The following is a 14,557-nucleotide window of genomic DNA, read 5'->3' on the forward strand; positions in this document are numbered from 1 at the left end:
ATCAATCCTCCTCGAGGGGCAGGCGCGCGGCCTTCTCGAACCGGGCGCGGTTGCCCGGCCAGAGCGCGTAGGCACAGGCCGCCGTGAACAGCGTGACCAGGAACACGAGGCCCCAGGACTGCGCGAAAACCGAGACGTCGTGATAGCTCATGGCCGCCTCCTCACCGCGAGTTGTCGCCGGCGGTCGGCTGGTAGACCGAGAAGTCCACCAGCGTGCCGAGCATCTGCAGATAGGCGATCAGGGCATCGAGCTCGGTGAGCCGGTCCGGATCGCCGTCGAAGTCGCGGGCCTGGGCCTTCGGGTAGCGGGCCTTGAAGTCCTCGACGCCGTCGGCGTCGACGCTGGCCTGCACCATCAGGTCGGACCTGGCGGCCTCGATCATCGCCGCGTCGTAGGGCACGCCGAGGGTGGCGTTGACCTTCAGATGCTGCGCGATGTCCTCGAACTTCAGCTCGCGCTTCGCCAGGAACGGGTAGCCGGGCATGATCGATTCCGGCACCACCGAGCGCGGATCGACCATGTGCGCCCGGTGCCACTCGTCCGAGTACCGGCCGCCGAGCCGCGCCAGATCCGGCCCGGTCCGCTTGGAGCCCCACTGGAACGGCCGGTCGTACATGCTCTCGGCCGCCAGCGAGTAGTGGCCGTAGCGCTCGTTCTCGTCGCGGAACGGCCGCACCATCTGGCTGTGGCAGTTGTAGCAGCCCTCGCGGATGTAGATGTTCCGGCCCGCGAGCTCGAGCGGGGTGTAGGGACGCACGCCCTTCACCTTCTCGATGGTGCTCTCCAGGTAGAACAGCGGCGCCAGCTCGACGATGCCGCCGATCGAGACCACGATCAGCACCAGCACCAGGAGCAGGATCGAGTTGCGCTCGATCTTGCCGTGATGGTCCATCACCGACATTGGATCAGCCTCCCACCGCGCCGGCGGCAGCCGGAGCCGCGACGGGCTCGCCCGCCTCGCTCTCCACGTCGCCGCGGACGGTCCGCCACAGGTTGTAGGTCATGATCAGCGCGCCGGCGAGGAACAGCAGCCCGCCGCAGGCCCGGATCACATAGAACGGATGCATGGCCTCGACGGTCTCGACGAACGAGTACTCGAGGAAGCCGAGGGTGTCGTAGGCCCGCCACATCAGTCCCTGCAGGATGCCCGACACCCACATCGCCGTGATGTAGAGAACGATGCCGATGGAGGCGATCCAGAAGTGCCACTCGACCAGCGCCAGGGAGTACAGGCGCTTGCGGTTCCACAGGATCGGCACCAGGCAGTAGAGCGCGCCGAAGCTGACGAAGCCGACCCAGCCGAGCGCACCGGAGTGCACGTGGCCGATGGTCCAGTCGGTGTAGTGGCTGAGCGAGTTGACGGCCTTGATCGACATGACCGGGCCCTCGAAGGTGCTCATGCCGTAGAACGCCACCGACACCACCATCATCCGCAGGACCGGATCGGTGCGCAGCTTGTCCCAGGCGCCCGACAGGGTCATCAGGCCGTTGATCATGCCGCCCCAGCTCGGCATCCACAGCATCACCGAGAAGGTCATGCCGAGGGTCTGCGACCACTCCGGCAGCGCCGTGTAGTGCAGGTGGTGCGGGCCGGCCCAGATGTAGAGGAAGATCAGCGCCCAGAAGTGCACGATCGACAGCCGGTACGAGTAGATCGGCCGCTCGGCGCGCTTCGGGATGTAGTAGTACATGATCGCCAGGAAGCCGGCGGTCAGGAAGAAGCCGACCGCGTTGTGGCTGTACCACCACTGGGTCAGCGCGTCCTGGACGCCCGCGAACACCTGGTAGCTCTTCGGGCCGCTCAGCGACACCGGCAGCGCCAGGTTGTTCACCACGTGCAGCATGGCGATCGTGACGATGAACGCCAGGTAGAACCAGTTGGCCACGAAGATGTGCGGCTCGCGCCGGCGCCACAGGGTGGCCAGGAACACCAGCAGGTAGACCACCCACACGATGGTCAGCCACAGGTCCACGTACCACTCGGGCTCGGCGTATTCCTTGCTCTGGGTGATCCCCAGCAGGTAGCCGGTGCCGGCCAGCGCGATGAACAGCTGGTAGCCCCAGACCACGAACCACGGCGCCAGTTCGCCGGCCAGCCGCGCCTTGCAGGTGCGCTGGACGACGTGGAACGAGGTCGCGATCAGGACGTTGCCGCCGAACGCGAAGATCACCGCCGAGGTGTGCAGCGGCCGCAGCCGCCCGAAATTCGTCCACGGCAGGTCGAGGTTCAGGGCCGGGAACGCCAGCTGGAAGGCGATCACGACGCCGACCAGGAAGCCGGCGAGGCCCCAGAATACCGCGGCGATGACCGCCAGCCGGATCGGACCGTCGTTATAGGCGACGCCGTCCACGGCCTTCGGGGTGGCGATCATGCCCTCCCGGAAGTCGAAATGCCGCTTCACCAACAGGAAGCAGCCTCCCGCGAAGAACGCGAAGAACAGGGCTCCGTGGAAGCCGAACTCCCAGCTCGGTGAGCCCGCCATCAGGAACAGACTGACGACGGCACCGGCACCGAGCAGAAGTCCGACCGCCCAGTCGAGGCCCAGCACGTCAATGGTGCTGTCACTCGCTCGCATGGCCAAACACCCCCAGAATAAGCCGAATCGCCCGCCTTTGCGGGCACGGCCGAACCTAGGCCGGGGGGGTACGGGATGCGTTGACCTGGATCAACTTGTCGTTCGCAGCTGCAAAAACAACGGAAGCCCGCCCGGCGCCTGGGCCGGACGGGCTTCCTGATTCGTCGTCGGGCGGTCCCGGCGCCGGGCCGCGGCTCAGCGGAATCCGGTCGCCAGCACGAACATCAGCACGACGATCAGGGCTCCGAATCCGAGCCCGACCATCGACGGCCAGACCCCGAACATGCCGCTGTCGTCGCGGGCTTCGTCGTCTTCATGATGTGCCATCTGCTTGCCTCCCTCAGTTCGTCAGGATCTCGGGCAGCCACAGCGCGATCTCGGGGAACGCCATGACCAGGCCGAGGCCGACGATCTGCAGGGCGATGAACGGCAGCACCGCGATGAAGATTTCCTGCAGGGTGATGTATGACGGCGCCACCGATTTCAGCCAGAAGCAGGCCGGGCCGAAGGGCGGCGACAGGAAGTAGATCTGGATGTTCATCACGAACAGCACGCCGAACCACAGCTTGGCGGCGTCCGGGGTGAGCCCGAGCTCCGGTGCCATCGACTCGACCACCGGCGCGAAGATCGGCACGGTGATGAACAGGATGGCGATCCATTCCATGAAGGTGCCGAGGATCACCAGGATCCCCATCATCACCAGGATCACCCCGATCGGCGACAGGTCGAGCCCGGTGAACAGGCTGCGCATGAAGTCGCCGCCGCCGACCAGATTGTAGATCCCGACGAAGCTGACGGCACCGAGGATCAGCCAGATGATGGTGCCGACCGTCGACATGGTCTGGGTCACGGCGACCTGCAGCATCGACCAGGTGAGCCGGCCGCGCACGATCGCCACGACCACCGCCCCCGCCACGCCGACACCGGCCGCCTCGGTCACCGAGGCGATGCCGCCGTAGATCGAGCCCATGACGCAGACGATCAGCAGGATCGACAGAATCACCGCCGCGGTCCGATTCGGCGACAGCTCGCTCGAGGTCCCGCGCTGCGCCGCCACTTCCTGAGCGGTCGGCGCCAGCGACGGGTTCAGCGCACAGCGCACCAGGACGAAGGCGATGTAGAAGCCGGCCAGCAACAGGCCCGGGAACACGCCGGCCATGAACAGGTCGCCGATCGGCACCTGGGCGGACAGCGCGTAGACGATCATCACCACGCTCGGTGGAATCAGCGTCGCCAGCGACCCGGCCGCGCAGATCACGCCGATCGACAGCTTGCGGTCGTAGCCGAGCCGCAGCATCTGCGGCAGCGCCACCAGGCCGAGCATCACGATCTCGCCGCCCATGATGCCCGACATCGCCGCCATGATGACCGCCACCACGACGGTCTGGACCGCGACGCCGCCGCGCAGGTTGCCGGCGAAGATCGCCATGGCGTCGAACAGGTCCTCGGCGATGCCGGCCTTCTCCAGCAGCGACGCCATCAGCACGAACAGCGGCACCGCCACCAGCGGGTAGTTCTCGAGCAGGCCGTAGGCGTTGGTCGATACCAGGTACAGCCCCCGCGGCCCGAAGAACAGCAGGGCGCAGACGATCGAGACGATCAGCGTGACCACGCCGAGCGGCATCCCGGTCATCATCAGCAGGATCAGCGCGAACACGATGCCGATGCTGACCGACCCGATGTCGTAGTCGCGCAGGTTCAGCACCTGGCGCGGGTTCAGGGCCTCGCCGAGCGACGCCACACCCTCGTTGAGCCAGCCGATGATGCCGGCATCATCGGAATAATGGCCGATCACGATCAGCGCCAGCCGAACCACCAGCAGCGTGCCGACGACCGAAATGATCAACCGGGGGATCGCCGATTCGACATGCCGGTGCAGGTTGACCAGCAGCTGGAGCAGGTACATGACCGCGCCGATCATCAGCGCGGTCTTCAGCATCATCGGTTCGGGCGAGTTGAAGGCGCTGCCGGCCCGCTCCACCAGGTCGATGGAGTCGAGCGAACGGACCAGCGCATCGCCGGCCAGCAGGAACAGGGCGAGCACGCCCACGGTCATCGCGAACAGGTCCAGGCGCCACTGGGTGTGGGGCTTGGCCATCAGGTAGAAGACCGTGATACCGATGTGCCGGTTGCGCTGGGTGATGTAGCCGACCGACAGCATCCAGCCGGTCGCGCACAGCACCATCACCATCTCGAACGCCCACTGCGTCGGCGCATGGAAGAAGTAGCGCGCGATCACCTCGTACATCGTGATCGCCGCGCACAACAGGTAGAGCTGTCCGACCGCCAGCCCCGAAAACCGGCTGAACACGTCGATGGACGAGGAGACGGAACGGACCATTGCGGTCTCCGATATCGGTCGGGATTTCAGGATGAAGGGCGGGGAACCGGATGCCGGTCCCCCGCCCTTTCGCCGAACGATGATCTCAGTCGAGGAGACCGGTCTTCTTCATGAAGCTCAGATGCGCGTCGAGCGCTTCCTGCGCCAGCGGGGACTTCGAGGCGTAGTCCTGCCAGGCCTGCACCGCGATCTTGCGGAACTTGGCGCGCTCTTCCTTCGACCAGTCGATGATGGTCAGCTTGCCGGCCGCCCGGTCCCGGGCCGCCAGTTCGCGGTCCTGCAGGTCGGCCTGGCGGCGCATGGTCACATAGGCCGCCACGTACCAGGTCTCGAGGATCGTCCGCTCGGCGTCGGTCAGCTTGGTCCAGACGTCCTTGTTCACGACGAACTGCAGGATCGCCATGGAGTGGATGCCGGGATACAGCGGGTATAGCGCCACCTTGTGCATGCCGGAGGCGTCGTTGTTGACGTAGGCCGAGGCGTCGGCGGCGTCGACGATGCCCTTCTCGAGCGAGGTGTAGACCTCGGAGAACGGCAGCGACACCGGCGAGGCGCCGGCGCGCTTGAAGACTTCGGCGGCGAGGCCCTCGGGCGAACGGATCTTCACGCCCTTGAAGTCCTCGACCGTCTTGATCGGAACCTTCGAGACCAACGCCTCCTTGGCATAGGGGCCGCAGCCGACCACGTGGATGTTGCCGCCGCCGTACTTGTCGTACAGCTTCTGCAGGACCTCCTTGCCGCCGCCTTCCATGCAGAAGGCCTGGACCTCCTCGGGCGTGTCGTAGCCGGCGATCAGGTCGCCCATCAGGGCGAACGCAGGGTCGCGGCCCGAGAAGTACGCGACCGCGTTGAGATCGCCGTCGAGAATGCCGTTGGCGACGGCGTCGATGGTCTCCTTGTGCGGCACCACGGCCTTGGTCGGCAGCACCTCGACCATGAGCGAGCCGCCGCTCATGATTCCGACCTTCTGCTGCCAGCCTTCGGTCATGAACCGGTGCGCCCAGTCACCGGGCGCCGAGCTGGCCTGCAGCTTCAGGGTCTTTGCGTCGGCCGCTCCGGCCAGCCCGAGGGCCAGCGCGGCAACAGCGACCGCAATGGTCTTACGCATCGTCTTCCTCCCGATGTAAACGTTTTCTTGCTTGTGGCGCGATCATCTTTGCCCGGACCACGGGTTGTCAATCGCGCGATACCACAATGAGCGGGCGAACACCGCCCGGTCATCAGGTCATATGATTACTTTTTCTCCGCCGGCGCGCCATCGTTCTTCTCGGCCGGCTTGCCTTTGACCTCGCGAACCGTGAACCCGCCGGTCGCGCTGCTCACCAGGGCATGCAGCGTCTTGCCGGGGAACAGTTGGTCGGCCAGCTCGGTCAGGGCCGCATCGGTACCGCCGAACGGCGCCACCATGTCGATCAGCCAGGCCCGGTCGCCGGACCGCCACTCGTTCGGCTTCAGCCGCATCTGACCCTGGCGCAGCCGCGCCTCGACAGCTTCGTCGACCAGCGCCCAGGACGCGTAGATCACCGGCAGCGCGCCGGCTTCGGTCTGGCGTCGCCAGATCCGTGCCTGTCTCGCCAGCAGCGCCGGCAACACCATCCATTCGAGATCGGACACGAACACGTGCCGATGGCCGGGCGACTGCCCGAGCAGGGTCACGATCTGGCCGAGCAGCCGGGTCATGTCGTCCCGCGGCGATTCGGTCGCCGAGGCCGGCGCCGGTTCAGCCGCCGGCTTCGCGGCGGCAGGCCTGGCGGCGGCAGGCTTCGCCGCCGACGCCTTGGCCGAGGCCGGCGCCGCCCGGCCGCGTGCCGCCGGGCGCTTGGGCTCCTGGTCAGGCCCATCCGAGCCGTCGGTGCCAAAAACGATGTCGCTCATCCCTCTTCCCTCTCCCCTCTCCGCGGTCTAGTGCGCGAACACGACCGGCATTGTGGCGTCGGCAATGATGTCGCTGGTGGCGCCGCCGAAGATCATCTGGCGCAGCCGGCTCTGGGTATAGGCGCCTTTGAGCAACAGATCGACACCGTGAGCTTCGGCCTGGTCCAGCACGTCGAGGCCGGGCCCGCGCATCGTCCGCGGCGCGGTCACCGCCTCCGCCGGGACGCCGTGCCCCTTGAGATACTCGGCCAGCGCAGCACCGTCCGGCCCCGGGATCGACCAGCCCTCGATCTCGATCACCAGGGCCTTCTTGGCGGCCCGGAGCAGCGGCAGCGACTGGCCGATCAGCCGGGCCGTCTCGGTGCTTCGGTTCCAGGCGACCCCGACGGTATCGCCGCACGGCCGGGTCCAGCCGACCGGCACCAGCATCACCGGCCGGCCGCCCTCGAACAGCGCCGTCTCGAACACCGCCCGCCAGTCGGTCTCGTCGGCCTTGCCGACCACCGTGAGGTCGAACAGACGCGCCTGCTCGCCGATTCCGAACCGGGCCTTCAACGGTTGTTCGTTCAACGTCACGCGGTCGGCGCCGCTGCTCAGGCCCTGGATCCGGGCACGCATCGCCGCCAGGGCCGTGTCGGCCTCACGCGCCAGATCCGGTCCCTGGTCGGCATAGTCGATGATGCCCACGCCCATCGGGTCGACCAGCGGACTCTCGACCGGCCGCGGATAGAACATGGCCACCGCGCGACCGTCGAATCGCTCGGCCAGATGGGCCGCGACCTCCAATGGCGCGCGTTCCACGCCGTCGAGGCCAAAAGGCAGGAAGACGTGCTTCATCGCCACTCTCCTTCACTCGCAGGCGTTGCTCCGAGCATGATAAACGAATTCGAGGATGTCGACAGGGCAAGGCCGGACAGCGGAATCTCCCGTCGATCCGACCGCCCGTCGAGCCCCCGCCCCCACCCCGCCACGACTCCGTTGGTCGAATCCCCGGTTCGGCGGTATACTTACATCTTACGGTGTTGGACGGGTGGGGATGCCGTGTCCGGCAGTTCATCGAGCAAGCAGCGGCGGCTCTCCCATATCGAGCTGGCCGAGGTCGTAAAGACGCATCAGGATTTTCTCCTGGGGCGTCCGGGCGGCCTGCGTGCGCAGCTCGTGCAGCATGACCTGTCGGGCATGCTGCTGACCGGCAGCAACCTCAAGGACGCCGACCTGACCGGGGCGAACCTGGCCGATGCCGATCTGTCGGATTGCGTGCTGGACGGGGCGCTTATGTTCGGCGCCAATCTCTCGGACGCCAACCTCGAGGGTGCGCGCATGGTCGGCGCCGACCTGCGCGGGGCCACCCTGCGCGGCGCCAGGCTCCGCAACGCCAACCTTCACAAGGCCGATTTCCGCGACGGGTCGGCCCCCCGCCGCAACAAGGGCGGCACGCTGACGGCCATCACCATGAAGCTCGGTCCGACCTACATGGAACAGGCCGACATGTCGGGGGCAGACCTGCGGGAAGCCAACATGGCCGCCGTGGTCGCCACCCGAACCGATTTCACCGACGCCGACCTGCAGGGCGCCATCCTGACCCATGCCAACCTGCGCGGCGCCACCCTGGCGGGCGCCCGTCTCGACGGCGCCAGGCTGGACCATGCCGACTTCAGCGGCGCCAACCTCTCCTTCGCGATGTTCGGCAACGCCTCGATCGCGACCGTCATACTCGACGGCTGCGACCTCTCCACCGTACTGACCGACAAGCCGTCCGGCCGCAGTTTCCTGGAGCTGTCCCCGCCGCTGGCGGACGGCATCATCGCCCACGACCGGTGGGTGTCGTCCGGGGGCACCGAGGGCGCCCCGCTGACCCTTGACGGCATCGACCTGCGCGGCGCCGCGAGCCTGCGCGAGGTCGAGCTGTCCGGATTGTCGGCCGAGGGCGCGATCTTCATCGGGATCGACCTGACGCGGGCGAACCTGGTCGGCGCGCGGCTCAAGGGCGCCGATCTGCGGACCTGCTCGCTGAAGAGCGCCGACCTGCGCGGCGCCAACCTGGAAGGTGCGCGCCTGAACGGGGCCGACCTGCGGGACGCCAAGCTGGGACCGCTGCTGTCCGGGGACCGCACCTACGCCACCAACCTGCGGGACGCGCTGCTGAGGCGGACCGACCTGCGCGGTGCCGACCTGCAGAGCGCCCGGCTGAACGCAGCCGACCTGACCGACGCGGTGCTCTACAAGACCAACCTCGAAGACTGCGACCTGACCGGCGCCAAGATCTCGCCTTCGAAGCACTGAGCCCGGCGATACGATCCCGCTTGCCGCGGCGGCACCGGGAATTTAGAGAAAATTAGGTAGTTTCCTGCATGGTGCAGGCTCATGGCGACGGGCGCGATGCCTGACAAGCGGTGTGGTGGGACGGCATGTTCGGAAAGATCAAGACGAAGGCCAAGCCCGCGGGAGATGCGGCAGCCAGGAAGGATGTCAAGTTCGGCGCCGCCATCTTCGGCGAGGAGTCGCTGGACATCCGCGAGCTGCACCTGAAAGGCATCCGGATCCCGAACCCCGGCGGCGGCAACATCATCAACGGCCAGAAGTTCTTCTTCACGATGAAGCTCGGCGAAGGCGACAGCGCGGTGTCGTTCAAGGTCAGCGCGTTCGCGATCGCCGCCTCGGAGACCGAGGTGATCGGCAAGTTCTCCGACATGGACGACGACCAGCGCCGCCTGATCGCCCTGCATCTCAAGGCGATGCGCGCCGCCGGCCTGATCGCCTGACCCTTCGCGGCCCCTGCTGTCGCTGGGGCACCTCAGGGCCGCGACGGGCTACCCCCGCATGCGTGACCCGCTCGGGTCGACCGGCGGCTCCGCCAGCACCCGCGCCGGCCGGCGGTCGCCGAGGATCTCCACGGTCAGGTCGGCATCGAGGAAGCCGGTGTCGAGATAGGCCAGCGCCAGGCTCCTGCCGACGCTGTGGCCGAATCCGCCCGAGGTGACGAAGCCGACCGTGCGGTCGCCGGCGTCGACCGGCTCGTCGCGCCAGGCGTCGGCGTCCGCGGCGTCGACCTCCAGCAGCACCAGCCGGCGCGACGGCGGGGTGTCGCGGCTCGCCAGGAACGCGTCGCGGCCGATGAAGCCGGGCTTGTCGGCGACGAACCGGTCCATTCCGGATTCGACGGGGCCGTAGCTCGGCGCGAACTCGCGCAGCCAGGCACCGAAGCCCTTCTCCAGCCGCAGCGCGTTGAGCGCCCGGCTGCCGAACGGCCGGACCCCCAGGTCATCGCCGGCCGCCAGCAGGGCCTGCAGCAGGGCGCGCTGGTGGTCGACCGGCGCGTAGATCTCGTAGCCGAGCTCGCCGGTGTAGGAGATCCTCGCCACCCAGGCGTTGGTCAGGCCGACGTCGAACCTGCGGATCGAGCGGAACGGAAAGGCATTGCCGGTCACGTCCTCGTCGGTCAGCCGGGCCAGCAGCTCGCGCGACTTCGGCCCGGCGATCGCGAAGCCGGCCAGCTCGCGGGTGCGGTTGCGCAGGGTGACGCCGGTCGCCGGCGCGTGGTCGGCGAACCAGCGCTGGTGCGCCTCCTGGGCGGCCGCCGAGCCGACGATCAGGAACCGGTCGGCGGCGAGGCGCGCCACCGTCAGGTCGCCCAGCAGCCGGCCCTTCGGGCTCAGCATCGGCGACAGGGTCATCCGCCCGGTGTTCGGCAGCCGCCCGGCCAGCACCTTGTCCAGCAGCGCCTCGGCGCCGGGGCCCGCGACCTCGTGCTTGGCGTAGGTGGCGATCTCCATGATCCCGACGCCGTCGCGCACCGCCTTGGCCTCGGCATCGGTCGGCCCGAAGGCGTTGGAGCGCCGGAAGGTCGGGGTCTCGACCGCCGTCTCGCCCTCGGGAGCGAACCACAACGGATACTCCAGGCCGACGGCGGCACCGAACACCGCGCCCTTCGCCTTCAGCAGGTCGTAGGCCGGGGTGGTGCGCAGCGGCCGGGCGGCCGGCAGCTCCTCGTTCGGGTAGGTGATGCTGAACCGGCGGCTGTAGTTCTCCTGCACCTTGGCGCGGGCGTAGCCGCGGCTGGCGAAGTCGCCGAAGCGGGCGACGTCCATCGCGAAGATGTCGACCTCGGGCTCGCCCTCGACCAGCCACTGCGACAGCATCAGGCCGACGCCGCCGCCCTGGCTGAACCCGGCCATCACGCCGCAGGCGCACCAGAAGTTCCGCAGCCCCGGCACCGGGCCGACCAGCGGGTTGCCGTCCGGCGCGAAGGTGAACGGACCGTTGATCGCCTGCTTGATGCCGGCCCTGGCGAGCGGCGGGAAGTGCTGGAAGGCGAGGTCGAGGGACGGGCCGATGCGGTCGAAGTCGGGCTGCAGCAGCTCGTGCCCGAAATCCCAGGGCGTGTCCTTCGGCGACCACGGCACGCAGGCCTTCTCGTAGGTGCCGATCACCATGCCGCGGCCTTCCTGGCGCGAGTACAGCTCGGCCGAGAAGTCGATGGCATGCGGCATCTCCCGGCCGCGCTCCTGGTTGTAGGCGACGATCTCCGGGATCTCCTCGGTGATCAGGTAGTGGTGCTCCATGGCCAGCACCGGCAGCTCGATGCCGACCATGCGGCCGACCTCGCGGGCCCACAGGCCGCCGGCGTTGATCACCACCTCGGCCTGCACGGTGCCCTGCTCGGTCACCACCTGCCAGTGGCCGTCGGCGGTCGCGACCAGCTCCTTCACCGGGTTGCGCAGCACGATCTCCGCACCCTTGATGCGGGCCGCCTTGGCGTAGGCGTGGGTGACCCCGGACGGGTCGACATGGCCCTCGTTCGGGTCCCACAGCGCGCCGACGAAATGGCTGGTGTCGATCAGCGGGTGGTCGCGGCCGACCACGTCCATGCCGACCAGCTCGGTGTCCATGCCCAGCACCCGGGCCTTGGCGCGCGCGGTCTTCAGGTAGTCCAGCCGGTCCTTGTCGGCGGCCAGCATGAAGCCGCCGGTCATGTGCACGCCGCAGGACTGGCCGGAGATCTCCTCGATCTCCTTGTACAGCCGGATCGTGTAGTCCTGCAGCTTGGCGACGTTGGGGTCGGCGTTCAGGGTGTGCATGCCGCCGGCGGCGTGCCAGGTCGAGCCGGAGGTCAGCTCCGAGCGCTCGATCAGCATGACGTCGGTCCAGCCCAGCTTGGTCAGGTGGTAGAGCACCGAGCACCCGACCACGCCGCCGCCGATCACCACCACGCGCGCATGCGATTTCATTGGCACAACTCCCCGAGGCTACGCGGCGAGCGTCGCACCGGCGGCGAGCGTAACATGCTCAGGGGGCGTCGCTTGGTGGCCGGATTGCGACCATGCTGCTCACGCATTCTACCGCGCCTCGGCACTCGCTTTCGTCGCACTTGGACCATATATTGGTCCAAGAAGTTCGATGGAGGCTCAAGATGGAAGTGAAGGTCTCCGATGCCAAGGGACGACTCACGGACCTCGTTCGTCGAGCGGAAGCGGGAGAGGAAGTCGTTCTGACCCGCCGCGGTCGGCCGACGGTCCGGCTGGTGCCGGTATCTCGGGTGCTGACGAGCGAGGAGAAGGCAGCCCGTATCGCCGCGATAGTGGCCGATGCGCAGCGCAATATCCGTCCCGGCCCCGACGCCGAGCACTGTTCCGATTTCCTCTATGACGACCAAGGGCTGCCTGCGTGACCGCTTCTGAAACAGTCGTGGTCGACACCTCGGCGTTGATGGCAATCCTGCAGAAAGAGCCGCAGGCCCGAGAGTGCGAGGCCGCACTGGAGAATGCTGGAACGATCCTGATATCGGCCGGGACGCTGGTAGAGGCCCTGATCGTTGGCGGCAACCGCGGGCTTGCCAACGAGATGCTTCGCCTGATCGACGAACTCGCCATGGAGGTCGTGGCGCTCGACCGGGCCGGAGCGATCCGAGCCGCCGACAGCTATGCCAAGTGGGGGAAAGGCCGGCATGGCGCTGGTCTCAATCTCGGGGACTGCTTCGCTCACGCCTTGGCGATCGAGCGTGGTTGCGCCCTCGTGTTCATCGGCAGGGATTTCGCCCGGACCGACATAGCCCGCATCGAATAGCCCACTCAGAAATCCGTCGGCGCCCCGCCCTCCTCGATGCGCTTCGCCACGAACGCGTCGAGCTCCTCGCGGATCGCCCGGTCCATCGGCGGCTCCTGCCATTCGGCGATCAGGCGGTTCGACAGCTCGGCGCAGCGCGTCAGGGCGTCCGGCGAGCCCGCCTCCTGCCAGCTCTCGTAGTTGCGCCAGTCCGAGACCATCGGCGCGAAGAACGCGGTCTTGAAGCGCGCCTGGGTGTGGGCTGTGCCGAAGAAGTGGCCGCCCGGGCCGACGTCGCGCATGGCGTCCAGCGCCAGGGTGTCGTCGTCGACCACCAGCGGGTTCAGGAACTCGCTCAGCATCTGGATCATGTCGGCGTCCATGACCATCTTCTCGAAGGACGCGCACAGCCCGCCCTCCATCCAGCCGCAGGCGTGCTTGAGGATGTTGACCCCGCCCATCACCGCGCCCCACAGCGAGAACACGCTCTCCCACGCCGCCTGGGCGTCCGGCACGTTGGCGGCGTTGGCGTTGGACGAGCGATAGGGAATGCCGTAGCGCCGCGCCAGCTGGCCGCCGACGATCGCCGCCTTCATGTACTCCGGCGTCCCGAACGCCGGCGCGCCCGACTTCATGTCGACGTTCGAGGTGAAGCCGCCATAGGCGACCGGGGCGCCCGCCCGCACCACCTGACTGAACGCCAGCCCGGCCAGCGCCTCGGCGTTCTGCTCGACCAGGGCGCCGGCGATGGTGACCGGGGCCATGGCGCCGGCGAGCGTGAACGGCGTGATCACCGTCGGCTGGCCGGCCAGGGCCATGGTGATGACGCCCTGCAGCATCGGGTAGTCGAGGCGCAGCGGCGACGACGAGTTGATGATCGAGAACAGGCTGGGCTCGCGCTCCAGTTGCTCGCGGCTCACGCCACGGGCGATCCGCACCATCTCGATGCCGTCCTCGATGCGCTCGCGGCCCAGCGAGTAGGCGTGGATCGCCTTGTCGGACATGGTGAGGATGTCGCGCAGCGCCTCCAGGTGGCGGATCGAGGCGTGGATGTCGACCGGCTCCACCGGGTAGCCGCCGAACACGTGGATGGCGTTCAGCACCTGGCCGAGCTTGACGAGGTTGCGGAAGTCCTTGCGGTTGCCGATCCGCCGGCCGCCGGCCAGGTCCGAGACGTTCGGCGCGCTGGCGATCTGGCAGACCACGATCTCGTTGCCGCCGACCCCGACGGTCCGCGCCGGGTTGCGGGCGTGCAGGGTGAAGGACGACGGGATCGTCCGGATCCGCTCCTCGATGAAGTGCCGGTCGAAGCGCACCCGCTCGCCCTCGACCCGCTGGCCCTCGGCCTTCAGGCGGTCGCGCGCCTCCGGCAGCAGGAAGTCGATGCCGATCTCCTCCAGCACGGTCAGCGAGGCGTCGTGGATCGCCTCCAGCTCGTCGTCGCTGACCGCGCGCATCGGCGGGAACGGGTTGAACAGCCGGCGGAACGGCGGCTGGTCGATGCTGGTCGGCCCCTCGCGCCGGCCGCGCCGGGCGCCGCGCCGGCCGGCGGGCGCCTCGCCGCCGCTGGCCTCGGTGTCGATGTCCGGCGTCGCCTCTGTCGACATGCTGCGCTCCCGCATTCGTGGCAGGCCGGACTGCGGCTGGTCCGGGCCGGTACCACTCTGCGCTGGCGTCCGGAGCGGCGTCGAGCCGGAATTCGACGGTCCCTGGGCTTGACTC

The 14,557-nt window shown here is 68.1% G+C and carries 14 protein-coding genes; 4 read left to right on the forward strand and 10 right to left on the reverse strand.

Translation table 11 applies throughout. From position 1 onward, the window contains the following. Position 1: 1 nt before the first annotated feature. The 8 genes from RIC31_RS04980 to RIC31_RS05015 form a co-directional block, all read right to left on the reverse strand. Positions 2 to 151 carry a cbb3-type cytochrome c oxidase subunit 3 gene (locus RIC31_RS04980; RefSeq protein WP_350103740.1) on the reverse strand — a complete coding sequence of 50 codons (150 nt, stop codon included), beginning with the start codon at positions 149 to 151 and terminating at the stop codon, positions 2 to 4. Positions 152 to 161: 10 nt separating this feature from the next. Next, entirely contained in the window at positions 162 to 902 is a 741-nt protein-coding gene (ccoO, locus tag RIC31_RS04985; protein WP_350103743.1) for a cytochrome-c oxidase, cbb3-type subunit II, read from the reverse strand. Positions 903 to 906: 4 nt separating this feature from the next. Then, positions 907 to 2,373 carry a cytochrome-c oxidase, cbb3-type subunit I gene (gene ccoN, locus RIC31_RS04990; RefSeq protein WP_350104690.1) on the reverse strand — a complete coding sequence of 489 codons (1,467 nt, stop codon included), beginning with the start codon at positions 2,371 to 2,373 and terminating at the stop codon, positions 907 to 909. Between the two features lie 399 nt (positions 2,374 to 2,772). Beyond that, the gene (locus RIC31_RS04995; protein WP_350103745.1) at positions 2,773 to 2,904 is read right to left on the reverse strand and encodes a hypothetical protein; all 132 of its coding nucleotides are present in this window, start codon (positions 2,902 to 2,904) and stop codon (positions 2,773 to 2,775) included. Between the two features lie 13 nt (positions 2,905 to 2,917). Further along, positions 2,918 to 4,918: a TRAP transporter large permease subunit gene (locus RIC31_RS05000; RefSeq protein ID WP_350103747.1), complete on the reverse strand. Its 2,001-nt coding sequence runs from the start codon at positions 4,916 to 4,918 to the stop codon at positions 2,918 to 2,920. An 85-nt stretch (positions 4,919 to 5,003) separates the two neighbouring features. Then, on the reverse strand, positions 5,004 to 6,026 hold the full coding sequence (locus tag RIC31_RS05005) for a TRAP transporter substrate-binding protein (protein ID WP_350103749.1): 1,023 nt from the start codon (positions 6,024 to 6,026) through the stop codon (positions 5,004 to 5,006). Between the two features lie 125 nt (positions 6,027 to 6,151). Further along, on the reverse strand, positions 6,152 to 6,793 hold the full coding sequence (locus tag RIC31_RS05010; protein WP_350103751.1) for a toxin-activating lysine-acyltransferase: 642 nt from the start codon (positions 6,791 to 6,793) through the stop codon (positions 6,152 to 6,154). 27 nt (positions 6,794 to 6,820) lie between these two features. Beyond that, positions 6,821 to 7,630, reverse strand: coding sequence for a universal stress protein (locus tag RIC31_RS05015; RefSeq protein ID WP_350103754.1), 810 nt, complete (start codon positions 7,628 to 7,630; stop codon positions 6,821 to 6,823). A 321-nt stretch (positions 7,631 to 7,951) separates the two neighbouring features. Here RIC31_RS05015 and RIC31_RS05020 point away from each other — a divergent pair, with 321 nt between their 5' ends. Both RIC31_RS05020 and RIC31_RS05025 read left to right on the forward strand, forming a co-directional pair. Then, positions 7,952 to 9,076 (forward strand): pentapeptide repeat-containing protein, encoded by a 1,125-nt coding sequence (locus RIC31_RS05020; RefSeq protein ID WP_350103756.1) that lies wholly within the window; start codon positions 7,952 to 7,954, stop codon positions 9,074 to 9,076. A 125-nt stretch (positions 9,077 to 9,201) separates the two neighbouring features. Further along, positions 9,202 to 9,555 (forward strand): hypothetical protein, encoded by a 354-nt coding sequence (locus tag RIC31_RS05025; RefSeq protein WP_350103758.1) that lies wholly within the window; start codon positions 9,202 to 9,204, stop codon positions 9,553 to 9,555. A 48-nt stretch (positions 9,556 to 9,603) separates the two neighbouring features. Here the strand turns inward: RIC31_RS05025 and RIC31_RS05030 are convergent, their stop codons facing one another. Continuing rightward, the gene (locus tag RIC31_RS05030; protein WP_350103761.1) at positions 9,604 to 12,021 is read right to left on the reverse strand and encodes a GcvT family protein; all 2,418 of its coding nucleotides are present in this window, start codon (positions 12,019 to 12,021) and stop codon (positions 9,604 to 9,606) included. Positions 12,022 to 12,203: 182 nt separating this feature from the next. Between RIC31_RS05030 and RIC31_RS05035 the strand changes: the two genes are divergently transcribed. Both RIC31_RS05035 and RIC31_RS05040 read left to right on the forward strand, forming a co-directional pair. Further along, positions 12,204 to 12,461: a type II toxin-antitoxin system Phd/YefM family antitoxin gene (locus RIC31_RS05035; RefSeq protein ID WP_350103763.1), complete on the forward strand. Its 258-nt coding sequence runs from the start codon at positions 12,204 to 12,206 to the stop codon at positions 12,459 to 12,461. A 17-nt stretch (positions 12,462 to 12,478) separates the two neighbouring features. Continuing rightward, positions 12,479 to 12,856 carry a type II toxin-antitoxin system VapC family toxin gene (locus RIC31_RS05040; protein ID WP_350103765.1) on the forward strand — a complete coding sequence of 126 codons (378 nt, stop codon included), beginning with the start codon at positions 12,479 to 12,481 and terminating at the stop codon, positions 12,854 to 12,856. Positions 12,857 to 12,861: 5 nt separating this feature from the next. Here the strand turns inward: RIC31_RS05040 and RIC31_RS05045 are convergent, their stop codons facing one another. Further along, complete coding sequence (locus tag RIC31_RS05045) at positions 12,862 to 14,442, reverse strand: trimethylamine methyltransferase family protein (RefSeq protein ID WP_350103767.1); 1,581 nt, start codon at positions 14,440 to 14,442, stop codon at positions 12,862 to 12,864. Between the last annotated feature and the right edge of the window lie 115 nt (positions 14,443 to 14,557).

It is taken from the genome of Thalassobaculum sp., assembly GCF_040219615.1.
GTDB lineage: Bacteria > Pseudomonadota > Alphaproteobacteria > Thalassobaculales > Thalassobaculaceae > Thalassobaculum_A.